Genomic DNA, 24,309 nt, shown 5'->3' with positions numbered 1-24,309 from the left:
AGCCCTTCAGTCCGTCCACGCAGGCAATCAGGATATCCTGAAGCCCCCGGTTTTTGAGCTCTGTCAGCACACTGAGCCAGAACTTCGCGCCTTCGTTTTCGGCAAGCCACATACCCAGCAGCTCTTTCTGACCCTCGGTATTAATGCCCGGAGCGAGGAATACGGCCTTGTTAATCACGCTGCCTCCGTGACGAACTTTCACTACGATACAATCAAGATAAACAATGGGATACAGTGTATCCAGCGGTCGATTTTGCCACTCTGTTACCTGTTCTTTAACCGCATCGGTGACTTTGGATATCAGTGTGGGAGACACATCCGCATCGTACATTTCCTTGAACGTAGCGACGATTTCGCGGGTTGTCATGCCTTTGGCGTACAGGGACAAAATCTGGTTATCCATCTGCGTGATACGCGTCTGATTTTTCTTTACCAGCTGAGGCTCAAAGGTGTTTTCACGGTCACGTGGTGTGCTCAGTTCAATCTCACCCTCGTCGCACAACAGTGTTTTGGATGAATAGCCATTGCGGGTATTCGGGCCTGATTTTGGTGCGTTTTTCTCGTGCCCGAGATGCTCAGTCAGCTCTGCATTGAGCGCCGTTTCAACGGTAAGCTTCGTCAACATGCGGGAAAATGCATTGAGATCGGCTTCGGTTTTAAGGCCTCTAGCCAGTTCAGCCGCAAGGGCTTTGAGTTTCTTTTCGTCCATAATTTGCCTGTCTCCGCTACTGGAGTGAACATATCAAAAACAGGCAATTACACAATTTTAATTACAGTCTCTTGCAGCCTATGCTGTTTCAGCCCCTTTACTTGCCCCTGTCTTTGCTTCCCGAACATCTGCCCGTTTTGCGTTGATTTCAGGTATTGTCATTTTTATTGTAGGAAATCTGATCACGCTGCTGTCTCATTCCCTCAGTTGGCTTTTGTTCTCTAGGTTATTTGCAGGGTGTGGCGCAGGTATCTTCTCACCACTGACCTCTGCCTGTGCGGCCGGTATGGTTGACGAGTCGCATAAGGGAAGAGCACTAGCATTAGTACTTGCAGGACTTAGCGTGGGCACAGCTCTAGGGGTTCCTGCCGGCCTGATGGTAGAAAATAGATTTGGATGGCGGGCAACTATTGGGCTGATCGCCCTTTTAGGTATAATTTCTCTGGCAGGAATGCTTATCAATAGACTAACGTTTTCAGCACCAAAGGCCATTCCGCTGAAGGAACGATTGTCCGCACTGACTTCCAGATTACCCCTGATGACACTAATGGTCACGTTGCTAACTGGTATCGCTTCCCTGGGACTTTATACTTTTATTGCAGAAATAAGCGCAGATAAAGGTATGGGGCGGGAAATTCCAATGCTGATCTGGTTCTGGGGTATTGGCGGATTGATCGGCGCTATGTTTGTAGGGCAGGTCATAGATAAATTAATTTCACCCTGGTTAACCACTCTTATCCTGATTGCTTTGTTAATGAGTAGTTTTATCGCCTTTGGGTATGGTTCATTTTACTTGTGTTTGGCTGGCACATTTTTCTGGGGGCTGGCAGGATGGTCAAGTATCGCTCCGCAGCAGCATTCCCTGATCAATTACGCACCATAACATACCACGTCACTGATTGGTTTGAATTCATCTGCAAATTATGCAGGTGGGTCAATAGGGGTAGTGATGGGTGCCACTATTTTGAATAATCATATCCATTCAAGCTCATTACCGTTATTCGCAATATTCGTGGCTCTTTTAGCACTTATTATTCATCTGATGAAAAGTTTCATAAACAACGTCTCACAATAATTTAGGATATTAATATATACGAAATTTTCTTTAGTGAAAAGGTTGAGGCTTTAAAAAAATCTGGCCAATACAGAAATTTTGTTACGCTGAATAGAATTTGCGGTAAGTACCCTCTTGCAGATATTACAGCAGACCATTCTTCTGCTGTAGTATGGTGCAGCAATGATTACTTGGGGATGTCCCAACACCCAGTGGTAAGAACGGCTATGCATACTGCTGTTGATCTGTATGGAGCTGGTGCAGGAGGCTCCAGAAATATTGGTGGAAACCACGAACTTTTTGAGAAGCTGGAATCCAGCCTGGCTGAATGGCATAACAAGGAGGCTGCATTAGTTTTTCCTACCGGATTTAGTTCCAACGATGCAACATTACAATGCCTATTGCACCTGATGGATGATGTAGTAATTATCAGTGATGAACTTAATCATGCCTCGATAATTAACGGAATACGGGCAGTAAAGGTTCAGAAGGAAATATTTCGCCATAATGATGTTAAACATCTTGAGGAAATTCTTTCTGCTTTTCCATTAGAATGTAAGAAATGATTGTATTTGAATCTATTTATTCAATGGATGGTGATATTTCACCTATTCCGGAAATCATCAGGCTGGAAAAAAAATATAATGCCATGACATTTCTGGATGAAGTACACGCCATCGGTATGTATGGCAATAGAGGTGCCCTTAGCGACGCCTGGAGATGGATGGAAAGCGGCTTGCAACAGCCTCCAGTACCTTAGCGGATTTGCACTGGATCTTGTAGAACGTTATTCCTTTGCAACTGTTTTGCTGAAATCTCTTATTGGTGAGAGAAAATGGAAACTGATACGTGCAAGTTTCTTCTGGGGGAAAAATCGCATCAACGATTATAGACCGACATGCGGTGTGATGAGTGAGGTTATACATCCCTTGGACCTAATAACCTGGATATGTAATGACAATCACTCACTCAGTATAAAAAGTGTATCTGGGGTGAGATCTGACTTTTCCATTTCTGGTGATCATATTCTCGATACAGTATTGCTTACTGCTGAACTTAATGGTGTCCCAGTTACTGGATTTAGCAGTTTTGTGAATATTCAGCGTCAGAGAAATGTTGACTTCTCATTTACGGATGAATTTGGAGAAATTATACATTCCAGAATTACATACGATACACCTTCCTGGGACTGCGATCATCTCCGCATATGGTCAGTGAACTCAGACGGAAGTGAGAATATTATTATTGATAAACAACAAGAGAATAATGTTGAGAATTTGGCGACTATCTATAAGCTATCCAAACTATGCAGTGATGTATACGGCTATGTAAAAGAAGGCACCCCGCCGTCACAATCGTTCCCAGGTCTCGAAGTAGCAGTTCGATTACAGGAAACTCTGGATTACATCCAAGAACACGCAGTTACTCCTGAACCAGCCCGCTATACTCACCTTGGTGAAAGAAAGTTATTGCTTAAAGAGTCATCACTGGAATTGCTTGGATAATATTCATTCTGGCATCAATTGCTATTAGCATCTGATGCCAGATTTTGATCTTTGAGGATAATTTCAAGAAGCCCTGGAAATTTGTCGCTAAGAAGATTTCTGCGCAGGCTGATCCAACAGTTACGGCCTTCTGGCATTGTCCGAGTTAGCCCTGCCTCACGCAATATGCGGGTATGGTGGGTAATCGTCGATCTTGGCATTCCAGGCCCAAGTGACAAGCTGTTTACTCTCTTGGTAGAGGCAAGCATCCTTACCGTATTTAGTCGTATAGGATCGCTGAGCGCGAAAAGCACACGCTCCAGACTTACCTCACTTCGTTTCGGATGGGAATAAACTCGTGACATTTGAACCATTTTACAGAGAGATGAAATATGAAATCTTCCCAGAAATAAAACGTTTACACGTATAATATATGAGACAATATATTTTGTAGGATGCTTTTACCATATTCTTCACATTCAGAGATATTTTTTGCCTGGTGTGGTCGAGAGATGGCACGGCGGTTAAGGCGGAGTATGGGTTTGAGGCGCTGGAAAGCGCCGATATCGTGGTGGTGCCCTTCTGGGAAGATATCGACGAGCGCCCTTCTCCGCGTTTGATGGCATCGCTTGTCAACGCCCGGCAAAACGGGGCGACGCTGGTCGGGCTGTGCCTGGGCACCTTCGTGCTCGCCCATGCCGGGTTGCTCGATGGGTTGCGCGCATCCACGCACTGGGAGTTTGAAAGGATTTTCCAGCAACGCTTCCCGAGGGTGCATCTCGATGTGAACGTGCTGTATGTAGAAGACGATCGGATTATCACCTCGGCGGACACGGCGGCGGCGCTGGATTGCTGCCTGTACGTGATTCGCCAGCGCTTTGGGCGCGCATCGCCAACCAGATTACCCGCCGCATGGTGACGCCGCCCCACCGGGAAGGTGGCCAGGTTCAGTTTATTGACCGGCGGGTGCCGCACAGATCCACGGACAGTCGCATCAATACGCTGCTCGATTATCTGCAGCAACACGTTCCTGAAAGCCATGACTTTGATGCGCTGGCGCAACAGGTGTCGATGAGTCGCCGGACGCTGACCCGCCATTTCCAGAAATCGACCGGGATGTCGATTGGTGAGTGGATCAGCAGTGAGCGCATTCGGCGCAGCCAGGAACTGCTGGAAACCACCGACCGCTCTGTCGAACGCGTTTCTGAGCAGGTGGGCTTCCAGTCCGCCATCACCTTTCGTCAGGCGTTTCGCCAGAAGCCGGGCGTCAGCCCGTTCGAATGGCGCAAAACCTTTCGCGGCGCGGTCAACGCCTTGCTGCACGCTATTTCAGATCGAGCGGTTGCCCGTAGGCGCAGGTGGCTTCAATCACCTTCTGCGTGGCGGGTGAAATAAACGCCTCCTGCAGCCAGGTAATCCCCACGCGCCGCTCCATCACCAGTTGTTCGTTATCAATCTTCGTCAATAATGAGGCGAACTCTTTCTCGGCCAGGCTGTTTTCGGAAATAAAGCTCAGCAGACCGCTGCTGGCGATAAGGCCCGGTACCGCCGCCAGCGAACTGATTTCGATTTTGACATCCGGTGCCGGGCAGTGATGTTCATAAAACATCCGCTCCAGCCACTGGCGCATCGACACGGTTTTCGCCGGCAGTATCCAGCCATAGCGGCTGAGATCGCGCAGCGTCGCCGGTTTTCCTGCCAGCGGATGCGTGCGCGAGGCGGCAACCACCACCCGGTCAGCCGTGACCGGACGTTGTTCCACCGCTTTGTTGTAGCCCACCAGCGGCCCGATGATGATATCCAGCTCATGACGTTCCAACATACTGAACAGCACGTCGTTCATGCCGATTTGGATCTCAAGCTTGATGTTCGGCACGTCGCGCTGCAGCCGTTTACACACCTCCGGCAGCAAAAACTGGGTGGCAGAACCGGCGCTGCCCACCCGCACCACGCCACCGCAGCCGCTGCTCAATTCCGCCATGGTTTTTGCCATTTCATCCCAGGAGCTTTGCAGCATCAACCCCCGCTGATAGAGGATTGCCCCGACTTCGGTCAGCGCCAGCCCGCGCCCGGTGCGTTTAAATAACTTGATACTGAGGTCTTTTTCCAGGCGGGCGATGGACTTAGACAGCGCGGGCTGCGTGATATTGAGATTTTGTTATGCTTGTCCCAAATTCATTATCTTCGCGGCGGCAATGAAGTACTCTAAGTCTCTGTTATTCATTACTCATTCCTTAAATTCATCGATTAAGTAAAAAAGTATATTAGTGAAAATGGTTAGCAGGGGAAATAATGCCTGCACTGAAAGTAAGATTACACATTTTATTATTTAGATGGACAGGGAAAATATGAATAACAAACGCAGTGGCTGGCCAGCCGGGTTTTATATTGCTGAACGCCAGAATACGCTTTCTGCCGAACTGATTGCGGAATTTCATTCTATTCCGGTGGCGGTTGCCGGGGATTGCATGGGGCGTATTACCGGGGCGACCGGGTTACAGCGCTACCACCAGAACGTCAATATCAGCATCTGTGGTCCAGCGATTACGGTCAAAGTCCGTCCGGGCGATAACCTGATGATCCACAAAGCGCTGGAACAGGCACAGCCGGGCGATGTGATTGTCATTGACGGCGGCGGTGACCTGACGCAGGCGCTGATCGGCGGGTTGATTCGCACCACCGCACTGCGCAAAAAAATCGCCGGTTTTGTGGTCGATGGCGCAATCCGCGACCTGGCCGAATGGGCAGTCGGCGAGGTACCGGTCTTTGCCAAAGGCCATACCCATCGCGGGCCGGATAAGAGCGGACCGGGTGAAGTGAATGTCCCCATCGCCTGCTCCGGCATGGTGGTGAACCCCGGTGATTTGCTGCTTGCCGACAGCGACGGCGCACTGGCTATCTCCCCGGCGGATGTCGAAAGCGTACTGGTTCGCGCAAAAGTCCATCTACAAAAAGAAGAAAATATCAGAAAGAATAACGCCAGCGGTACGACAGATCCGGAGCGATTCAATTCTATTCTGCGCAAATTAGGTTGTCCGTTATAAGCCACACAGTAAATAAATAATAAAGGAGAATAAAAATGTACCTTGCTCTGGTTGGCTATGTGCTTATCGCATGCCTGATGCTCTTTCTGATTAAAGGGAAAGCAACGCCGATTTCGTTGTTTATCTTTCTTTCTATAATTGCCGGATTTTGCGCAGGCTATACGCCGATGCAAATGAACGATTATATTATGAAAGGCGTGATGCAAACCGCGCCCAACGCGGTGTTGTTTACCTTTTCCATTATCTTTTTCAGTATCGTCACCGATGCGGGTGTCTTCCAGCCGCTGGTTAACTGGATGACGAAAATCGCCGGAAACAGCGTGGTGGCGATTGTGGTCGTGACCGGCTGTATTGCCACCATCGCCCATCTGGACGGTTCATCGGTGCCTACCGTGCTGATTACCATCGTTGCAATGCTGCCCATCTACAAGAAGTTCGGCATTCGCCCTACCGTGCTGTTGTGTATGCTCGCTGCCGGGATGGGTGTCACTAACTTTACGCCGTGGGCAGGCCCGCTGGCGCGCGTGGCCGCCGTTTCCGGGCTGGATGTCAACGTGATGTACCACAAGCTGATTCCAACCCAGGTGTTCGGTCTGGTGTGCATGATTGTGCTGGGTCTGTATCTGGGAATGCGCGAGAAACGCCGTATCGCCCTGGGTTTACTAATCCCGGAGAGCATCTCCGAGCCGGATAAACTGACGGCGGGCAAAGAGCAGCACGGCACACAGGGTCCACAAAACCGCCTGCTATTTGCCATCAATGTGACGCTGGTTGTTGGCGCTACCTTGCTGCTGCTGGTTACCCATATTCAGGCCTACATTATTTTTATGTGCGCCTTCTCCGCGGCGATGATCTTTAACTACCCGAACCTGAAAGCGCAGGAAGGGGTCATGAAAAAATATGCCTACTCGGCGTATATGATCTCCGGGACGGTGATGGCGGCCGGTGCCTTTGTCGGTATTCTCAGCGGCGGCGGTGATGCCTCTATTCTGACGGAAATGGCCGATGTCGTGCTGCATATTATGCCGGATTCTCTGGGTGCTCATCTGCATATCATTATGGGGGTACTGGGTGGGTTAATCGGCTTTGTTATCGGCCCGGATGCGTTCTTTTACGGTATTTATCCGCTGGTTGCCAAAGTCGGTACCAATTATGGTCTGAGCTGGGAGCAAATGGGTCTGACCATGGTGGTAGGTAAAAATATCACCATGATGCTAAGCCCGGTATTTGCCACTACCTATTTAGCGATTGGCCTGACCGGTGTTGAATTAAAAGATCATATCCGTTTTTCCTTCTTTCCCGTTGTGGTCTTCTCCATTGTGATGGTTTTCTCACTGGTGGTGACCAACACCGTTCCACTGTAATAACTTAAGTAGCCGGATGTATTTATGAAAATTGTTAACTTTATTGCGAATAAAACCGGGGAAAGAAGCTTTGGTCTTTACCGGCAGAATGGGATTATCGATATTGGCCACCATATTGGCTGTCGCGATATAAACACCTTTTTACGCCAGCATCAGTTAACAGAACTGGGAGATTTTCAGGGTTACCCGACAGACCTGAAAACCGATGACATTTCTTTTCTGCCGGTCATCGACCAGCCGGGTAAAATCTTTGGTGTTGGCATGAACTACGCGCAAAAGCGCAAAGAGTTCAACGAGACGGAACAGGCTCCCACGCTGTTTGTGCGCTTTGCGGACTCCCAGGTCGGGCATAACGGCATGATCATCAAGCCCGCCTGTTCCGAGCAGTTTGACTATGAAGGCGAACTGGCGATTGTGATTGGCCGCCACGCCCGGCATGTTGCCAAGGAAGAGGCGCTTGCCTGTGTCGCCGGATACAGCTGCTACATGGACGGTTCGGTACGTGAATGGCAGTACAAATGGTACACCGCCGGGAAAAACTGGCTGGCAACCGGGGCATTCGGTCCCTGGCTGGTCACCCCGGACGAGATTGGCGATCCGCACCAGTTGACCATTAAGACCTGGCTTAACAACCAGCTGGTGCAGGATGACACCACCGCCAATATGCTGCACAGCATCCCGGAGATGATTGCCTATATCAGCACTTTCACCACGCTTTCACCGGGCGATGTGATCATGACCGGTTCACCTGGCGGCGTCGGGAAATCCCGCGTACCGCAGCTGTTCCTGCATGAAAACGACGAGATTGCGGTGGAAATTGAAAAGATTGGCCGCCTCAGTAATCGGGTTGTCGGCGCGCAGTACGCACAGTAAACCCGCCTCACTCGGCAGACGAGCCTCCCCGGAGGCCCGTGTGCCGGCGTTTATGCGGAGACCGGTTTGGCGCGCACACCGAGGAACACGATGAGCATCGCCGTCACCAGCAGTACGCCGCTGCCGGTAAAGACACCGCTTGCCCCGCTGAGATCGAACACCGCCCCGCCGCCTGCCGCCGCTGCGCCAATCGCGAACTGGATAGAGGCCACCATCAGCCCACCCGCGCTTTCCGCTTCATCAGGCACCGTAGTCGCAAGCCAGGTGGTCCAGCCCACCGGCACCAGGCCAAAGGCAAAGCCCCACAGGGTGACCAGCCGACCATCCAACATCGCCAGATGACCGAATAGCACCATCGTCAGCGCCAGCAGACCCATCACAAACGGCACTAACGCCAGCGTCAGGTGCAGATTGCGCGGCAACAGCGCGGCGGCATCCGTAAATTGCCGGCGCAAAATATCAACCCCGCGCAACAGCGGGCTGAAGAAACGCATTGACAATTACCAGCAAGGGAGGGAATAAACCCGCTGCTTCCGTTACTCCGGCGATATACGCCGACGTTTTAAATTCCTCGAATCCCAATTCGGGGAGCTTGATGTAGTCGAGCCGGAAACCCAACACCTCATCCAGGATGTGTTCGCGCCATCGCCCTAAAACCCGAGATTTTAGATAATGCCATGCGACAAGCTCGGCATCTTTTCAAAACGCTGAAAGGCAAGTTCCGGCGCCGAATGGCGAGCGAAAAGTGCAAGACGACTTAAACAAACAGTCTGGTCAAGTTCTGGATAATCATACTTGCGAGAAATGTATCGAAGACTACGTCACGCACCCCAGGCCAAACATCAAATTCCCCAGTTTCGGTACAAGATGTAGGCGGCTACCAAGAAGATAAGCGCTACAAACAGTCGGTTTAATACGTTTTTATAGCTGCTCAGTCGTGTTGCAAGCAGCATGCCGAGTACGCCGCCGACAATGCCGCCGCCAATGAACTCGATGGCGAGCCACCAATCTACGAGACCCGAATTCGCATAATTCAAAGCGGTCGTCAGTCCAAAGGCACCGACGGCCAAGAGCGAGGTACCAATCGCATTGATCATTGGCATGCCGGTCGCCAGCACCAGTCCGGGAACGATCAGGAACCCCCCACCGATGCCGAAGAACCCCGATGCAGCTCCAGCGACCAGTGCCATAGCAGCGGTCGCCAGACACATTCTCAAGTCAACCGGCCGAAGTTCTGCCGAGGTCGGCTTCCTGGGCTTCAACATAACGAAACCGACGACAATCATGAGAATGCCGAACAGGAAGATCAAGCGATCGCCCTCCATCGCCTTACCCAGACTTGAACCGCCGAAGGCACCTGCAACGCCGAGCGCGGAGAAGACAACGGCGCAACGCCACCAGACGTGGCCTTTTATCGCGTGGCTTGCAAAATTCACGAAGGCATTCACCGAAACGGCAAGCGCACCCGTACCAATAGCCACGTGTGGCTGCGTCACACCAACGACATAGAGGAGCAGCGGCGTCGCCAGGATGGAGCCTCCACCGCCGAGCAAGCCGAGTATGAAGCCGACGATCCCGCCGGAGCCAACTGCCGCAAGAGTCGAGGTGCTCATGTGAGTTTGCTCCACACCCTGTCATGCACTGTCATACCGATAAGCATGGCGATGACAAACAGAGCGATCTGGGGAACACCTACAGAAAGGGACGCGACTGCCGGCCCCGGACAAAAGCCGCCGAGCCCCCAGCCGAGACCAAATATAGCTGATCCGACGATCAAGGGCGCATCGATTCGCCGGTTTGTCGGCACATCGAAGCTTTCGCTGAGAAGCGGACGCCGCATACGTTTCATCACCTGCATACCGAAGAAAGCAACGATGACCGCTCCGCCGAGAACGAATGCAAGACTCGCGTCCCAGGCACCAAAGATGTCAAGGAAACCCTGGATGCGGGCCGGATTCAGCATACCGGATAAAGATAGCCCAAAACCGAAAACCATGCCCGAGCCGAGCGCAGCCGCAAATTGATAGATGGTTCTCATCATAATCCGAACTCCCGAAGAACTGCGACGGCGACCACGCCAGCCGTCAGGAAGGTGGCGACGGCGACGATGGACCGTGGAGACAAGCGGGCAAGACCAAGCACACCATGACCGCTGGTGCAGCCCGATCCCATACGTGTGCCGAAGCCGACAAGCAGCCCGGAAATGACGATTAATGGCCAGCCGGCGGTGATCTGAATGCTCGGCCAATCGCCAAAAGCAAACAGATAGACGATCGGCCCCAGCAGCAGCCCGAGGACAAAAGCGAGATTGGTCGCTATGCCGATCCCTTGCGCCAGACGCCCCACGATCCCGCTGATCCCAGCGATGCGGCCATTGAAGAGCAGCAGCATGACAGCCGAAGTGCCAATCAGCATGCCTCCAACTGTCGAGATAAGATATGTGTTCACTTACTGTCCTCCATGCAAAAAATATGATAAAGGGCGCCAACTAGTTTCGCTGCCTTCTTCTCCGTCAGGCGATAGAATATCTGTTTCCCCTCCCGCCGCGTTTCAACAATGCCCGAGCCGCGAAGGACCGTCATATGCTGTGAGAGATGCGGTTGGTGAACGTCGATCTTTTCTTCCAGCTCACCAACTGAATACTCGCCATCGACCAGCGTACAGACAATCATCAACCGCGCCGGATGAGAGAGGGTCTTCAGAAGGCTGGACACCTCGCCAGCACGCAAGGACATCTCCGCTGGTGACAGTTTTGTGTTTATCATTGTCTTCGGGTCCACGCTCATGACCATGCTGCTCCCTGCAATGCATTGAGCGGAAACTTGAGGTAGCGCTTGCCATTGCCTTCCGGATCCGGCAGGCGCCCGCCGCGAATGTTCACCTGCAACGCATGCAAGATGAGTTTTGGCATTGGCAGCGAGGCATCGCGCTTTGTCCGCAGCGCCACGAATTCTTCCTCGCCAATGCCGATGACATGAGCGTTGAAATTCTTCTGCTCAGCCACCGTGCTTTCCCAACGCGGTGAACGTCCTTCCGGTTGATAGTCGTGGCCCGTAAATATCCGTGTATCATCCGGGAGTGCGAGGATATCCTGGATAGAGCGCCACAGGCTGCGAACATCGCCGCCGGGAAAGTCGGTACGGGCAGTTCCGCTGTCCGGCATGAAGAGCGTGTCGTGTACGAAGGCTGCGTCACCCACAAGGTAGGTGATCGAGGCAAGCGTATGTCCTGGCGAAAATAGCACCTTGACGTCGATCGAACCGATCTTGAAGGTCTCACCATCGGCAAACAACCGGTCCCACTGCGAGCCGTCGGTGGCAAGGTCAGGCCAGTTGTAGATGCCCTTCCACAGCGTTTGGACGTCCTTGACGCGCTCCCCGATCGCCATCGGCGCGCCGGTCTTTTCCTTCAGATAATGCGCTGCCGAGAAGTGATCTGCATGAGGATGGGTGTCGAGTATCCAATCGATTGTCAGGTCATTGTCACGAACATAGGCGAGGATTGCGTCGGCATTGATAGTCGCCGTTGCACCGGACTTCTCATCGAAGTCGAGCACAGGATCAATGATTGCACACCTCCGCGTCGCCGGATCGGACACGACGTACTGGATACTCGATGTGTGCTTGTCGAAGAAACCTTTTACATGAGGCCGGCGCGCGGCATGGCACTTAAGCCAAGCGATCACGGCGCTGGTGTCAAAACCGCGAGTGCGCCCGAATTCGGCCGCTTCATCAACAGACATGCGACCGTCAAGAACTTCACCGATCAGATAAAGGCTGAGGGATCGTGTCCCAGTCCTGCAATGGGCTAATACACGTCCCTCTGATTGATCGACCGCCTGCTGAAACGCGCGCACGTCTGCCTCGGTCATGGTGTCGACTTTGATAGGTATAAATGCGTAGGAGAGATTGGTTCGCTGCGCCTCCCGTTGTTCGGCGCGTGTGCCCGGTTGAACAGCATCCTCATTGTCAGGGCGGTTGTTGATGAGGGTCGTAAACCCTCGTTCACGAAGCATCTGGATGTCTTCAATTTTCGGCTGAGGTGCGACAGACAGCTTTGGGGATATTTCGATAACGGTCATGACGAGCTCCATACGTTTTTAGTATAAATTATACTATAATATATATTATTTAAGTGTCAAGCTATCTGGATGCCGTGCCAACTTCATATTCGGTCCTTTGCCTTAGGTGCCTTTGGCGGCAACCCGCTTCCCTGCTTTCATTTTTGATGCGGACACCATATGTCTGAAACTAATCAAGTGATACCGCCACATAACAGTACTGACAGTACAGACGAGGAACATGACGATCCGAGGCCGATGCTTGAAAGTCTGGTAAGAAGACGTACAACGCTTTGTATCGATTTGGCGATCTTTCTCCATCACCCGACGTCCAAGTGCTTTTTGAACACATCAGTTGATTTAACTTAGGGTAGTTGCATGTACATACATGCGTTTTCAAATAAGGAATATTGTTATCATGGCAGAAAAATCTATTACATCTGGCAATCAGAATGCTCAACCAGTTCCCGTCAGGCATTACCAGCAGGAAAGCATTCCGATTGCGAGCACGCCTTTGGATCTGGCCGTAAAACTGGTCGAAAGCATTCAACATCAGGCCAGCAGCTATGTTCTCTATGAACGGGATGGCGAATGGGCAATTGGCGTGGATGCGGTCATGGAAATCATCGTTGATGCGGATGGCGTCATTCGGCGTAGTGACGGTAAAATATGGCGAGCCTCCTCTCCCTGCGCGAGTATCGAACAAGCACTGGCGGATATCCCGTTCGAAGACTGGCGGGCCTATGGCAGGGCTGATTTCGAATTCTCTTACCTGACCTATGGCGTAGAAAATATCCATCATACCGGCCCGTTGATGAGGCTTGTAATTCCCCGCTGCGAAATTCGTATACGTCAGGAATCGGCGCAATTGCGTGCCTTACACAACGCCGATATGTTATGGATGAAGGAAGCTATCGATAAAGCCGACAGAGATACCCCACCTCGGTGCGAGGTGCCGATCAAGCTGGATGTGTACTCAACTGGCAAGCAACATTATCAACAGATCGTTGCATCGGCAGTTCAGGATATGCAGGCTCATCGCTACCAAAAAGTCATTCTCTCACGTTCTGTAGAGGTAGCGGTTCCCGTGGATATGGTCGCCAGCTACTACGCAGGAAGACAGTCCAATACGCCAACACGTTCGTTCCTGTTGAACGAAGGTGAATTTCAGGCTTATGGCTTCAGTCCAGAAATTGTCGTCTCCGTCGACGCCAACCGCAACGTTACCACACAACCACTGGCAGGTACGCGCGCTCTTACAGGCGATCCCGATATCGACATGAGACTGCGCAAAGAACTGGAATCCGATATCAAAGAAATTGCGGAACATGCCGTTTCCGTAAAACTGGCGGTGCAGGAAATGTTGCAGGCATGCAGCAAAGAATCTGTCGCTGTGGATGATTTCATGAATATACTGAAGCGCGGCAGCGTCCAGCATCTGGCATCGCACGTGAAAGGCGTACTGGCTCCCGAAGCCAGTGTCTGGACGGCCTTTGAAAAACTGTTTCCCGCAGTAACGGCATCCGGCATTCCTAAGAAAGAAGCGCTTGAAAGCATCAGCCGTCATGAGGGCAAAAAACGGGGGCTTTATAGTGGCTGCGTATTGATAGCTGACAGCAACGGAGTGCTGGATGCCGCCCTGGTGCTCCGGTCCGCCTATCGGGATGGCGATCGCTGCTGGTTGCAGGCCGGTGCTGGTCTGGTGCCAAACTCAACGCCAGAACGAGAATGGGAAGAAACCAGTGAGAAGCTGACCTCCGTCGGGCCTTATCTGTTTACCTCGAAAACAGATTAATGCATTGATCAGCACACTTTGTTTGCATGCGCCATATGAAAGCAGGCGTTGCAGCAATTGATTATCCGTGCGAATCGGTATTCTCATCGTCGTCTTTCGGGTTATTGTGATGGGCCGCTGACCGGCTAAACATATCGGCTGCGCCGTCCGGCGTTATTCTGAACGTGCCGGACGGCTGGCTACCGTTTCCCACCAATGAGGGAAAGAGGGTTGATTGTCATCCATACTGACAGTTTGGCCGATCATGGGCGTCAATAGACGATATGCTTTATTCTCGCTGGCCGCGACTACCCGCTTAAGCGGATCATCCCAGGTATGGTGGGCAAGCTTGAATTTACTGTTATGTGAGGGAATGATGGCGGCGGCGTTCAGATCCTGACCCGCCTGCGCGGTTTCTTCCGGCATCATATGAATATAGCGCCAGTTTTCGTTATATTGTCCGCATTCAAGGATGGCTAAATCAAAACCCCCGAAACGATCGCCAATCTCTTTAAAATGGGCGCCGTAGCCACTGTCACCGCTGATGAAAAGCTTATGTTGCGGCGTGATCAGCGCAAAAGAAGCCCACTGGGTTTTGTTTCTCCCCAACAGACGCCCTGAAAAATGACGGGCTGGCAATAGGTGGATCGTCAAATCTTGTTCAAGCTCAAGCGTACTGAACCAATCGCCTTCATGGATTTTCTGCTTATCAAATCCCCATTGGACAAAATACGTGCCTACGCCCAAAGGTAAAATGATACGTTTAATTTTTATCTGCAATTGCTTAGTCGTGGGGTAATCGAGATGATCCCAGTGATCGTGCGAAATCAGCAGGTAATCAATATCGGGTATATCATCCGCCGTGTAGATGTTGCTGCCGTCAAACGCTTTATTTACCCCCGGCACTGGCGACGCGCTGAGACTGAATACCGGATCGATCAGAATACGTTTGCCGCCCATGTGCAGGAAATAAGAGGAATGTCCCATCCAGATGACCAGATCCTGCTGGAGATCCAGCGCATGCAGATCGGTTTTGACGGAAGGCAGAGGCGCAGGCGGAATGGCATCGACATCCTTGCCAAATAGAAACTTGGCAATCGTCACCAGCGTATTGCCGCCCCCCGTCAACTGTGGGGTCGCGGTCAAGTTTTTGAATCCTTCATCATGATAAAATGAGGATTGTTGAAGTCTTGCAAGCTCATCCCCTGTTGGCGACTGGCCGAACTGAGGCCGTCTGAGATAGACGTATAGCGTTATTGCCAGAATTAACGTAACAATCAGTAAAATTGTCATCATCGTAATCAAACACCTAACAGGGCTGGCGACACAACGCCGCCAGTCCAGACTATTCCAGCAGAACACGTCCCTCTTGTCAGGGTGAAATTTTCAGATGCCGGAACCGATTATTTATTCGTGACTCCAGTCTCGTTCATAACCCCAGTCATAGATGATGCGTCATGTGGGGCACAATGGGGACTAGTATCTTTCCAGCCAATGGGCGTAAGGCGTGGGCAATGTCCACGACGGGCGATCGATACCCAACTCGCGTGCGGCGTAATAGCTCCAGTGCGGATTGGCAAGATGCGATTTCCCCACCATCACCACATCCAACTGCCCTGATTTTACTGCCTGTTCAGCGAGTTCGGGCGTACCGAATCCCCAGGCGGATGACACCGGAATATCCGCCTGCTGGCGAACCTGCCGGGCAATCGATCCCATAAAGGCGGGGCCCCAGGGAATGTTGGCGTCCGGTGTGGAAAAACCGATGCTGACGCTGAGCATATCAAGACCGTTTTGTTTGAAACGGCGCGTCAGTTCAATGGATTCCTGCAAGGTTTCCTCATCACGCCCGTCGAATTCTATCACGCCGAAGCGTATGGTCAGCGGTAAATGCTCCGGCCAGACTTCCCGTACCGCAGCCAGCGTTTCCAGCAAAAAACGGCTGCGATTCTCAACGCTGCCGCCATATTGGTCATTACGCTGATTGGAATGAACAGAGAAGAAGCTTTGCGCCAGATAGCCATGCGCAAAATGCAGTTCCAGCCATTCAAATCCGGCATCACGCGCCCGGCGCGCCGCATCCACAAAATTCTGACGAACCCGGTCAATATCTTCCTGCGTCATTTCCCGCGGCGTTTTGGGCAGATTGGCGCCGAAAGGCACGACGGACGGCGCGATAGTTTGCCAACCTTGCGCATTATCGGCAGCGATATGGTCATCGCCTTCCCACGGAATATTGGCGCTGGCTTTACGCCCTGCGTGAGCAATCTGAATACCCGGCACCGAGCCTGCGGCTTTGATGGCTTTCACCACCGGTACAAACGCCTGAGCCAAATCATCATTCCAGATACCGGCGCAACGTGGCGTGATTCGACCTTCCGGCGCGACGGCGGTTGCCTCCACAATCACCAGTCCGGCGCCGCCGTGCGCCATTGAAGCGTAATTAACCAGATGCCAGTCGTTGATCAGACCGTCGTTAGCGGAATACGTACACATGGGAGGAACCGCGATGCGGTTACGTAGCGTCACCGCTTTCAGTTTAAAGGGTTGAAATAGTGCTGACATGATATTTCCTCAGTGGTTACAGGATACTTCTATATTTCGATATTATTCGAATAATAGATTTCAAACAACCCTGTTGCTATAATCCGCACATGAGACCCTTTAAACATCCTACAGCCGATCAAATCATTCTTGAGCGCGTCCTTTACGCTTTGAGCGACCCCTTGCGTATGGAGATCGTTCGTCGTCTGGCCGCGCAGGGCGAAGCCACCTGTGGCGAACTGGACGGCGGCCGCCCTAAATCCAGCGTCTCTCATCATTTCCGGGTATTACGCGATGCGGGGCTAATCCATACCACCAATATCGGCACCACTCATATAAACCGATTACGCCATAGCGAAATGGACGCGCGTTTTCCCGGTTTACTGACAGCGATCCTGTCACAAAAGGCGTAACCCGCTGGCTGTTGGCACACAGATCCGCTCTGTATTTTTTCATCATTCCCTTATACTGGCAGGCCCATAACGATGACGACGGCGAGAAAACCCCGGCAATGATAAATAACGACGTGCTGCGTAGCGTGCGCTATATGCTTAATTTAAATAACGACCACCTGCTGGCCATCCTGGCGCTGGTGGACATGACTGTGCCGCCCCAGCAACTGGCAAGTTATGTGAAAAAAGAGGATGAAGCCGGCTACCTGCCATGCCCTGATATTGTGATGAGCTATTTTCTCAATGGCTTGATTGTGCAAAAACGCGGCAAAGATGAAAACCAGTCGCCGCTACAGTTTGAGCGTAAAATCACCAATAACATCATCCTGAAAAAACTGCGCGTCGCATTCTCGCTGAAAACCACGGATATTCAGGAAATACTGGTTGCGCAGAATTTCAGGGTTTCTCAGCCTGAATTAACGGCCATGATGCGCGCGCCGGATCACAAAAATTACCGCGTCTGCGGCGATCAAATCCTGCGCTACTTTCTCAAAGGACTCACCGCACGGGTTCGTCAACGCGGATAACTGGCTGGCGGAGAGGCCTATTCCTTCTATAAGGTCTGATATAAACGTGACAGGGTGCTCATACTGCTGATGGCGGTATGACTTAGACTCTCTTATGTCGTGATAAAATTAAGAGAGGGAACTATGGGAATTTTATCGTCTTTTCGTTCTGGCGCCGGCTATTTCGGTTTCAAATCCCCTGTGAGCGGTGTCTTTGATTGCGATAGCCTGCCCACATCATTAAACAAACTCGGTATTGCCGACAAAGGCGGTATTTTACTGGTCTTTATTCCGCCGGATGCCGATTTCTTTACCGTCAGTAAAGCCTGGCAACGTTTTTCTGACAGCAAAACCACGGTTATTACGCTCTCCTCGACAGGCACGCTATGCAACCGGGTCAACGCATCCATGTATTGCGAAATGACGAGCGGACAAGGTAGTTGGCTGTGGCTGCCGCAAACGCTGATCGCCCATCATGAGGTTCATGTGGTTGATCTGCACGTTCAGGGAAAGGCCACCGCCAGCCAGCGGAGCGCGGCTATCCGCAGCGAACTTGAACGCCTTAACGTCAACATGCGCCTGTGCGCCGATCGCACATTCGCGATGGTTTACTGCGACGGACTTTCCGCATCGGAAGGGTTCCTGATGCAGGCCTGGTATGCCAGTGGTCGTTTCCCCTGCATGGCTATTGGCGGTTCCGCAGGGGGTAAGCTCGATTTCAGCGCCACCTATATTGGCTACGATGACCAGATACTACAGGGCAAAGCCGTGCTGATTTTTTGCCAGATGGCCGACGGAAAATCGTTTGCGCCCTTTAAAAGTCAGAACTTCGAACCCACCAGACAAAGCTGGTTGGTGGCGGAAGCCGATCCGGTGGCGCGTACGGTGGAATCCGTATTTGATACTCATGGCAGGCCCCAATCGATTATTCAGGCCCTGGCGGAGTATTTTCACTGCCAATCCGATCAAATCGCCCGACACCTGGAGGGTAAAACCTTCGGCGTGAAAGTGGATAATGAGTACTTTATTCGCTCCGTCGCCACCATGCAGACGGACAGCCTGACCTTTTTCTGCGATCTGGAGTTTGGCGATCGGCTCTATCTGCTCCATGCCACCGACTTTATTGCCGCCACGCGTCGTGACTGGCAACAATTCGTGTCCGAAAAAGGCAAACCGATTGGGCTATTGCTGAATGATTGCGTACTGCGCAGGTTGAATAATGAGAACGCGCTGGCGCAGGCAAACTTGTTTGATAATGTTCCGGCAGCCGGTTTCTCCAGTTTTGGCGAAATTTTCGGTGTTCCCATTAATCAAACTTTGTCCGCCCTGGCGTTTTTCGATCATGATATCCAGGCCATGAGCCACTTTCCCATCGAATATGCCGCGTTTGCCGGCCACTATTCCCATCGGGCGCTGCGCCGCTGGGAGGCCATGCACCATATTCAGACCGGGGTGATCAATCGGGTTATCGCTTATCAGGAAGCGTTGAGCCCGTTGCTGACCGCGTTGCCCCAGTTGGAACACGCCACTTCACGGCAGACGGAAACGCTTGATATGGCGGAATCCAACATTCGCGCCATCAGTGAAGCGGCGACGCAAACCCGCATCGCCCAGAACCATCTGGAATACGAACTGAACCAATTGGAGCAGATTTCCTAAGGTATCAGCCAGATTACCGTCGGGATCAGCACCATCGCCGATCAAACCAACCTGCTCGCACTCAATGCCGCCGTCGAAGCGGCGCGGGCAGGCGAGGCAGGCAGGGAATTTGCCGTTGTCGCCGAAGAAGTCCGGCGGCTGGCCCGTTCATCAAAAGATCAGTCAGACGCGACCCGAAAAAGCATCAATGATGCGGTCGCCACTATCGCCCGAATCCGCGATGTGGCGTCACAAACGGTCGGGACGACGCAGGATATGGCGGATCAAAGTATTTCCGCCGCCGATCAGATCGCGTCCATGAGTGCGGAAACCAGCAGAGAACGCCATAACGTCACCGCCAATCTGGGCCAACTGAAAGAAGCCGCCAAAGGGATGGACGCCATGCACGAGGCAGTCGAAGAGTTGACCACCCTGCAACAGTTGGCATCATCCTGAATAAACAATACGATAACGCGGTCTTGTGACCGCCATGTTCACGCAACGCCGACAACAGGTTCAGACCGTTTCAGCAAACCCTCATAAAAATCATTATCATTTTCATCCCCACCTGCGTTGTCGCACTAACCGTGGGCGTGTTTACAACCCCGATCATTTTAAATGTCCGATGAAGCGGGTAAGAAAACGAGGAGAAGGAAAATTCAAGCGCATCAGTTGGGAAAAGACTCCCTCGCTGGTCGTCGCCGAGTTAAAACGGGTAGCCGAAAACCTTACTTCTCCGCCATCCACCTCCGGCGCGCTATTCAATAATCCTGAATTAATCGGGAACTTATTTTCCCCTGCCGCCACTCAACCGTTATCCAGGGCATAAAGGACGAAAGTGAAAACATGTTTCATAAAATCATGTTTATGCTGTTTAAACACTATGGTATCGACGTCTCTTCCGCACCGGCGGATGGGCATGACGTGTATATCATGACTGTTGAACAAGGTTTGGATATTCATTTCATTGGCACGCAGGAAAATTATCTCAATATGGTTTGTGTGGTCAGCGAATTAGAAAAAGAGACTCACCACCAGATACTTTACGATTTACTGGCGTCCAACGCATTCAGCCCCATCCACCCGGTGTTAGTGGTGGGTCTGGAGCCGCAAAGCAACAGCGTGATGCTACCCACCCGTCAACTTTTGGCGGAGTTGAATAGCGTGGAAATATTCAGACTGGTGGAAGCCTTTATTGATGAAGTGCATGCGCTGCGCGAATGGCTGCGCAGCGCCCAATCGCGCAGCATGCGGCAATATAACGATCAGAAACCGCATGTCGTCAGGCCGTCCTCATCGTCACCCTTACAACCGATATTCAAACAACCGCTTAATACTTAGGTAATAAAATGAACCGATTAGGTCATATATTTTCCGGCGGCAGTTCATCATCCGGCGCGTCCTGGAATGCGCTTAATCAAGATCACAGTATCGTTAAAACCCACGAACAGTTCTCGGCGCAAAGTCTGGGGCTGAGCAGTTACCAGTACCGGACCGTGCAGGTGAAATCCAGCACCATGGAAAATCTGGCACAAGCGGCCTGGGCCAATCAGGTGGTTAAAAATATTTTACATGCGGGGGCCGGCAACCAGATAAAGGATATTTCATCGTCTTCCGGTGAAAGTTGGGCGCGCGCCAAACTCGCCGATGATGCGTATTCAGGTGGAAATTCCCTGGCGCAGTTAAAACGCGCGCAGAAAATGCAAGGCGGAAATTGCCCGGTCTTTGCCAGCACCGCGTCGGCGGTGTTGCAAGGCAAAACGGACGCGCCGATGATGCGCGTGCGTACCCGCCTGCCGGAAGGGAATTCCCATGAGTTTTTATTATTGGGCGATCGGCGTGCGTCACGTTGGGGCGACAGAAATACCGTGGTTGTCGATGCCTGGCCGGTGAAACCCAGCGCGTCAACCTTCGATCAGACGTTTATTCAGGATGCAAGAAGCGGGGAAAAACTGTCCTTACGTGATGTACTGAGTGAATATTGTAACGAAGAATATAGCGCCTATACCTTTAGCAACAAGGACAGAGACAGATTAACGTCGATCAAACCCTTAGACACAGACGCCATCGATAGAAAACTGCATAAGCAACATCTCCCGTCGATTGGCGACGAGTTGGTCGAACATATCTTCGCTACTGAGTCGGACAATCTGTTTGACGCCAGAGTGTCCACCGATCCAAGCACCTATTACACCGATGGCGACGAAACAAGAACCTTCGATAATATCCTCTCAAGGTAAATGAGGTCGCGCCAATACCCGATCGTCCCGCGCTTAATGAAAAGCCGCCGTTCCCGGCCCGCCTTAGACGGGCCGGGAAATTATTCCTGCCAGGCGGTCAGAGGTTGCTTTCGGGGAACAGGAACGGATTGATGCTGCTGCGGGAAAATCCCTCTTCTTCCATCTTCACATCCAGCACCAGCGACGCCAGATCGTCGGCCACCGCTTCAACACGATGATCTTTTTCCTGATACAGAATTTTCAGATACGTGCCGCAGTGACCGCAACTCTCCGCTTTAATCGCCGCATTTTCGTTGTCCAGCGACCAGTAATTTAGATCACCGGACTCTTCGCAGTTGCTGCATTTCACCCGCACCATGTGCCACTCGCTCTCGCACAGATTGCAATGCAGGTAGCGCAGTCCGCTGCTGGCGCCCAATTGAACGACGCCGGATACCGGCATACTGCCGCATACCGGGCAAAACTGACGATGTTCGCCGGGTTCCGCCCGCGCCTTGCCGGGGATCTGGCTCGCCATCTGCGCCCAGAATAACGACAGCACAGCCCAGATAAACGGCGCTTTATCATTGTTTTCCGCGCTGAATTGGAGGTTGAACAGCGAGGTCGCCAGCCTTTCCAACTCCTGCGCCGCGCATTTTTCCAGATTTTCCAGCGTCGATAACACTTGTCCGCTGGCCTCCGGCTTAAGCTCTTCGATCAAGGCGCGCAGTAGCGTCTGCCAATGCGCATCGCGCGGAAACACCGAGGTATCCAGCGGCGGACGATTACCTGCCTGCGCCAGTATCTCGTTAAGATCAATCTGTAGCGGGTGGTCGTGCATCACCTTCTGTTGCGCCTCCACCACACTGGCGGCGAACAACAGGTAATCACCCAGCGGATGGTCGGTCGCCAGTTGACGCAAGCGTTCAGCGCGGCTGCTGTACAAACTTTTCAAATTAGCAAAAAGTAGCGGTGGGATTGTCCCCACCGCTGCCGATTTTTCATTACTTTCTAACTGTTCCTGAGGAACAATACGGATACTCATCAGGGTTACTTTTCCTGTTGTTTACGTTGTTGCTCACGATACCAGCGTGGATGATGTTTCTTCGCCCATGACGTCGATACCCAACCTTCCACCATCGCCGTAATGGTTCCCTTCACCCATAGCGCTGCATAAACATGCACCATAATAACGATAATCAACCCGACCGCCGCCAGCGAATGAACCAGCAGGGCCAGACGAATGATCGGAATGGGGAACGCGTCGGCAAAGTACGGTCGCCACATGACAATGCCGCTGGCCAGCAACAGCACCAGGCTGATAATAGCCAGCCAGAACACACACTTCTGGCCAAAATTATACCGGCCTGTGTCGCCGACCTCCTGATTTCTGGCAATCTTGTGAATATTTTTGGCCCATTCAATATCATCACGGCGGATCAGATTGTGTTTCCAGTAGCGGAAAAACATTAACAGAAAAGCGACAAACATCACCACCCCCATAAAAGGGTGGAGAATTCTCGCCAATTGCGGCGTACCAAGAACATTCATCATCCAGTTGAGCGAGGGGAAGAAAAAACCCAGACCGCTGATGGCGGCGAACATAAAACAGAATGCCACAATCCAGTGATTAATCCGTTCCGGCGCGCTGTAGCGCTGAATTCGATTATTCTTTTTCATGTTGCTTGTCCTCATGATGCGCCGTATCCGCGCCCTCTTCGTCATCGTCTTCTTCCACGCGATTCGGCCCGACGCCCACATAATGGAATACGCTGGCGGCGAAGGTGGCGGCAAAACCGATAGCCGCCAGTGGTTTCCAAATCCCCTTCCAGAACGTTACCGTCGGGCTAATGGTCGGATTGTCCGGCAGGCCGTGATAAAGCTGCGGCTTGTCCGCATGGTGCAACACATACATGACGTGCGTTCCGCCGACGCCCACCGGATCGTATAACCCGGCGTTGTCGTAGCCGCGGCTATTGAGATCGAGCACCCGTTCCGCCGCCAGATCCTTCATCGCGGCTTTGGCGCCGAAATGGATCGCCCCGGTCGGACAGGTTTTGACACAGGCGGGTTCCTGCCCTACCGCCACCCGATCCACACACAGCGTACATTTGTAAACCCGGTTATCCTGTTTATTCATCCGCGGCACGTCGAACGGACACCCCGCGATGCAGTAACCGCAGCCGATGCAGTGTTCTGACTGAAAATCGACAATGCCGTTGGCATACTGAATGATCGCGCCTTCCGACGGACAGGCTTTCAAACAACCCGGATCGGCGCAGTGCATACAGCCATCCTTGCGGATCAGCCATTCCAGCCTGCCTTGCTCTTCCACTTCCGAAAAACGCATCACCGTCCAGGATTTGGCCGTCAAATCGGTCGGGTTATCATAAACCCCGACGTTATGTCCGACCTCATCACGAATGTCGTTCCATTCCGAACACGCCACCTGACAGGCTTTGCAACCAATACAGGTGGTGACGTCAATCAGTTTGGCGACGGGTTCCTGGTGATCGCGCGCCTGCGGCGGCGGCGTCAGAGAATGGGTCGCGGAGCGACGGATAATATCTTGTGATTGCATGGCCATA

22 protein-coding genes and 5 pseudogenes are annotated in these 24,309 nt (G+C 52.1%); 14 read left to right on the top strand and 13 right to left on the bottom strand.

From position 1 onward, the window contains the following. The coding region (locus tag DES54_RS03065) for an IS256 family transposase (protein WP_113865144.1) at positions 1-709 on the bottom strand (709 nt) is incomplete at its 3' end. Between the two features lie 85 nt (positions 710-794). On the opposite strand from DES54_RS03065, the pseudogene DES54_RS03055 reads away from it, so the two are divergent. The 5 genes and pseudogenes from DES54_RS03055 to DES54_RS03035 all read left to right on the top strand — a co-directional run. After that, a pseudogene (locus DES54_RS03055) lies at positions 795-1,592 on the top strand (MFS transporter); the annotation flags it as partial. A gap of 398 nt (positions 1,593-1,990) precedes the next feature. Further along, entirely contained in the window at positions 1,991-2,329 is a 339-nt protein-coding gene (locus tag DES54_RS19080) for an aminotransferase class I/II-fold pyridoxal phosphate-dependent enzyme (protein ID WP_276309727.1), read from the top strand. Continuing rightward, positions 2,326-2,409, top strand: a pseudogene (locus tag DES54_RS19075) (hypothetical protein); the annotation flags it as partial. The gene DES54_RS19080 and the pseudogene DES54_RS19075, both read left to right, overlap by 4 nt. A gap of 16 nt (positions 2,410-2,425) precedes the next feature. Then, entirely contained in the window at positions 2,426-3,268 is an 843-nt protein-coding gene (locus tag DES54_RS03045; RefSeq protein WP_169050396.1) for a Gfo/Idh/MocA family oxidoreductase, read from the top strand. A 475-nt stretch (positions 3,269-3,743) separates the two neighbouring features. Further along, a pseudogene (locus DES54_RS03035) lies at positions 3,744-4,642 on the top strand (GlxA family transcriptional regulator); the annotation flags it as partial. On the opposite strand, the gene DES54_RS03030 reads toward DES54_RS03035, so the two are convergent. Continuing rightward, on the bottom strand, positions 4,572-5,393 hold the full coding sequence (locus DES54_RS03030; protein ID WP_276309728.1) for a LysR family transcriptional regulator: 822 nt from the start codon (positions 5,391-5,393) through the stop codon (positions 4,572-4,574). The pseudogene DES54_RS03035 and the gene DES54_RS03030 sit on opposite strands and share 71 nt — an antisense overlap. 202 nt (positions 5,394-5,595) lie before the next feature. On the opposite strand from DES54_RS03030, the gene DES54_RS03025 reads away from it, so the two are divergent. The 3 genes from DES54_RS03025 to DES54_RS03015 are packed head-to-tail and all read left to right on the top strand — an operon-like array spanning position 5,596 to position 8,528. Beyond that, positions 5,596-6,291: an RraA family protein gene (locus DES54_RS03025; protein ID WP_113865139.1), complete on the top strand. Its 696-nt coding sequence runs from the start codon at positions 5,596-5,598 to the stop codon at positions 6,289-6,291. A gap of 35 nt (positions 6,292-6,326) precedes the next feature. Beyond that, on the top strand, positions 6,327-7,655 hold the full coding sequence (locus tag DES54_RS03020) for a CitMHS family transporter (RefSeq protein ID WP_113865138.1): 1,329 nt from the start codon (positions 6,327-6,329) through the stop codon (positions 7,653-7,655). Between the two features lie 24 nt (positions 7,656-7,679). After that, complete coding sequence (locus DES54_RS03015) at positions 7,680-8,528, top strand: fumarylacetoacetate hydrolase family protein (protein WP_113865137.1); 849 nt, start codon at positions 7,680-7,682, stop codon at positions 8,526-8,528. 50 nt (positions 8,529-8,578) lie between these two features. On the opposite strand, the pseudogene DES54_RS03010 reads toward DES54_RS03015, so the two are convergent. The 6 genes and pseudogenes from DES54_RS03010 to blh form a co-directional block, all read right to left on the bottom strand. Further along, positions 8,579-8,962: pseudogene (locus DES54_RS03010) on the bottom strand (MFS transporter); the annotation flags it as partial. Positions 8,963-9,370: 408 nt separating this feature from the next. Then, on the bottom strand, positions 9,371-10,141 hold the full coding sequence (locus DES54_RS03005) for a sulfite exporter TauE/SafE family protein (RefSeq protein WP_205680162.1): 771 nt from the start codon (positions 10,139-10,141) through the stop codon (positions 9,371-9,373). Beyond that, the gene (locus tag DES54_RS03000) at positions 10,138-10,569 is read right to left on the bottom strand and encodes a YeeE/YedE family protein (protein WP_113865135.1); all 432 of its coding nucleotides are present in this window, start codon (positions 10,567-10,569) and stop codon (positions 10,138-10,140) included. The genes DES54_RS03005 and DES54_RS03000 overlap by 4 nt, the downstream gene beginning before the upstream one ends. Then, positions 10,566-10,943: a YeeE/YedE family protein gene (locus tag DES54_RS02995; protein WP_205680168.1), complete on the bottom strand. Its 378-nt coding sequence runs from the start codon at positions 10,941-10,943 to the stop codon at positions 10,566-10,568. The genes DES54_RS03000 and DES54_RS02995 overlap by 4 nt, the downstream gene beginning before the upstream one ends. Before the next feature lie 29 nt (positions 10,944-10,972). Beyond that, on the bottom strand, positions 10,973-11,314 hold the full coding sequence (gene bigR, locus DES54_RS02990) for a sulfite-sensing transcriptional repressor BigR (protein ID WP_113865153.1): 342 nt from the start codon (positions 11,312-11,314) through the stop codon (positions 10,973-10,975). Beyond that, on the bottom strand, positions 11,311-12,609 hold the full coding sequence (blh, locus tag DES54_RS02985; protein WP_113865133.1) for a bifunctional sulfur transferase/dioxygenase Blh: 1,299 nt from the start codon (positions 12,607-12,609) through the stop codon (positions 11,311-11,313). The genes bigR and blh overlap by 4 nt, the downstream gene beginning before the upstream one ends. A 397-nt stretch (positions 12,610-13,006) precedes the next feature. On the opposite strand from blh, the gene DES54_RS02980 reads away from it, so the two are divergent. Then, positions 13,007-14,383 (top strand): salicylate synthase, encoded by a 1,377-nt coding sequence (locus DES54_RS02980; RefSeq protein ID WP_169050435.1) that lies wholly within the window; start codon positions 13,007-13,009, stop codon positions 14,381-14,383. Positions 14,384-14,536: 153 nt separating this feature from the next. On the opposite strand, the gene DES54_RS02975 is transcribed toward DES54_RS02980, so the two are convergent. Together DES54_RS02975 and DES54_RS02970 are read right to left on the bottom strand one after the other, a co-directional pair. Next, positions 14,537-15,658, bottom strand: a complete 1,122-nt coding sequence (locus DES54_RS02975) for an MBL fold metallo-hydrolase (protein WP_113865131.1) — start codon at positions 15,656-15,658, stop codon at positions 14,537-14,539. Between the two features lie 180 nt (positions 15,659-15,838). Further along, entirely contained in the window at positions 15,839-16,927 is a 1,089-nt protein-coding gene (locus DES54_RS02970; protein WP_113865130.1) for an NADH:flavin oxidoreductase/NADH oxidase, read from the bottom strand. An 89-nt stretch (positions 16,928-17,016) separates the two neighbouring features. Here DES54_RS02970 and DES54_RS02965 point away from each other — a divergent pair, with 89 nt between their 5' ends. From DES54_RS02965 to DES54_RS02940, 5 genes and pseudogenes are all read left to right on the top strand, one after another. Then, positions 17,017-17,319, top strand: coding sequence for an ArsR/SmtB family transcription factor (locus DES54_RS02965; protein ID WP_113865129.1), 303 nt, complete (start codon positions 17,017-17,019; stop codon positions 17,317-17,319). Between the two features lie 98 nt (positions 17,320-17,417). After that, positions 17,418-17,885 (top strand): YehS family protein, encoded by a 468-nt coding sequence (locus DES54_RS02960; protein ID WP_113865152.1) that lies wholly within the window; start codon positions 17,418-17,420, stop codon positions 17,883-17,885. A gap of 123 nt (positions 17,886-18,008) precedes the next feature. Beyond that, positions 18,009-19,958, top strand: a pseudogene (locus tag DES54_RS02955) (methyl-accepting chemotaxis protein). Positions 19,959-20,348: 390 nt separating this feature from the next. After that, positions 20,349-20,843 carry a CesT family type III secretion system chaperone gene (locus DES54_RS02945; RefSeq protein WP_113865127.1) on the top strand — a complete coding sequence of 165 codons (495 nt, stop codon included), beginning with the start codon at positions 20,349-20,351 and terminating at the stop codon, positions 20,841-20,843. A gap of 8 nt (positions 20,844-20,851) precedes the next feature. Further along, complete coding sequence (locus DES54_RS02940; protein WP_113865126.1) at positions 20,852-21,742, top strand: hypothetical protein; 891 nt, start codon at positions 20,852-20,854, stop codon at positions 21,740-21,742. Positions 21,743-21,839: 97 nt separating this feature from the next. On the opposite strand, the gene fdhE is transcribed toward DES54_RS02940, so the two are convergent. From fdhE to fdxH, 3 genes are read right to left on the bottom strand one after another with little or no spacing between them, the layout of a single operon-like run. Continuing rightward, the gene (fdhE, locus tag DES54_RS02935; RefSeq protein WP_113865125.1) at positions 21,840-22,766 is read right to left on the bottom strand and encodes a formate dehydrogenase accessory protein FdhE; all 927 of its coding nucleotides are present in this window, start codon (positions 22,764-22,766) and stop codon (positions 21,840-21,842) included. Positions 22,767-22,771: 5 nt separating this feature from the next. Beyond that, a complete protein-coding gene (gene fdoI, locus DES54_RS02930; protein WP_113865124.1) occupies positions 22,772-23,401 on the bottom strand; it encodes a formate dehydrogenase cytochrome b556 subunit in 630 nt (209 codons plus the stop codon). After that, entirely contained in the window at positions 23,388-24,308 is a 921-nt protein-coding gene (gene fdxH, locus DES54_RS02925; RefSeq protein ID WP_113865123.1) for a formate dehydrogenase subunit beta, read from the bottom strand. Before fdxH ends, fdoI begins: the two co-directional genes overlap by 14 nt. Position 24,309 lies beyond the last annotated feature (1 nt).

Origin of the sequence: Brenneria salicis ATCC 15712 = DSM 30166, from assembly GCF_003315515.1 — a bacterium.
GTDB lineage: Bacteria > Pseudomonadota > Gammaproteobacteria > Enterobacterales > Enterobacteriaceae > Brenneria > Brenneria salicis.
Note: the sequence above shows the minus strand (reverse complement) of the source record. Positions and strands in the feature narration are given on the sequence as shown.

Coding starts and splice junctions, on each gene's coding strand:
- DES54_RS19080 (WP_276309727.1), top strand. CDS start 1,991: ATGCATACTGCTGTTGATCTGTATGGAGCTGGTGCAGGAGGCTCCAGA.
- DES54_RS03045 (WP_169050396.1), top strand. CDS start 2,426: ATGAAGTACACGCCATCGGTATGTATGGCAATAGAGGTGCCCTTAGCG.
- DES54_RS03025 (WP_113865139.1), top strand. CDS start 5,596: ATGAATAACAAACGCAGTGGCTGGCCAGCCGGGTTTTATATTGCTGAA.
- DES54_RS03020 (WP_113865138.1), top strand. CDS start 6,327: ATGTACCTTGCTCTGGTTGGCTATGTGCTTATCGCATGCCTGATGCTC.
- DES54_RS03015 (WP_113865137.1), top strand. CDS start 7,680: ATGAAAATTGTTAACTTTATTGCGAATAAAACCGGGGAAAGAAGCTTT.
- DES54_RS03005 (WP_205680162.1), bottom strand. CDS start 10,141: ATGAGCACCTCGACTCTTGCGGCAGTTGGCTCCGGCGGGATCGTCGGC.
- DES54_RS03000 (WP_113865135.1), bottom strand. CDS start 10,569: ATGATGAGAACCATCTATCAATTTGCGGCTGCGCTCGGCTCGGGCATG.
- DES54_RS02995 (WP_205680168.1), bottom strand. CDS start 10,943: ATGCTGATTGGCACTTCGGCTGTCATGCTGCTGCTCTTCAATGGCCGC.
- bigR (WP_113865153.1), bottom strand. CDS start 11,314: ATGAGCGTGGACCCGAAGACAATGATAAACACAAAACTGTCACCAGCG.
- blh (WP_113865133.1), bottom strand. CDS start 12,609: ATGACCGTTATCGAAATATCCCCAAAGCTGTCTGTCGCACCTCAGCCG.
- DES54_RS02980 (WP_169050435.1), top strand. CDS start 13,007: ATGGCAGAAAAATCTATTACATCTGGCAATCAGAATGCTCAACCAGTT.
- DES54_RS02975 (WP_113865131.1), bottom strand. CDS start 15,658: ATGATGACAATTTTACTGATTGTTACGTTAATTCTGGCAATAACGCTA.
- DES54_RS02970 (WP_113865130.1), bottom strand. CDS start 16,927: ATGTCAGCACTATTTCAACCCTTTAAACTGAAAGCGGTGACGCTACGT.
- DES54_RS02965 (WP_113865129.1), top strand. CDS start 17,017: ATGAGACCCTTTAAACATCCTACAGCCGATCAAATCATTCTTGAGCGC.
- DES54_RS02960 (WP_113865152.1), top strand. CDS start 17,418: ATGATAAATAACGACGTGCTGCGTAGCGTGCGCTATATGCTTAATTTA.
- DES54_RS02945 (WP_113865127.1), top strand. CDS start 20,349: ATGTTTCATAAAATCATGTTTATGCTGTTTAAACACTATGGTATCGAC.
- DES54_RS02940 (WP_113865126.1), top strand. CDS start 20,852: ATGAACCGATTAGGTCATATATTTTCCGGCGGCAGTTCATCATCCGGC.
- fdhE (WP_113865125.1), bottom strand. CDS start 22,766: ATGAGTATCCGTATTGTTCCTCAGGAACAGTTAGAAAGTAATGAAAAA.
- fdoI (WP_113865124.1), bottom strand. CDS start 23,401: ATGAAAAAGAATAATCGAATTCAGCGCTACAGCGCGCCGGAACGGATT.
- fdxH (WP_113865123.1), bottom strand. CDS start 24,308: ATGGCCATGCAATCACAAGATATTATCCGTCGCTCCGCGACCCATTCT.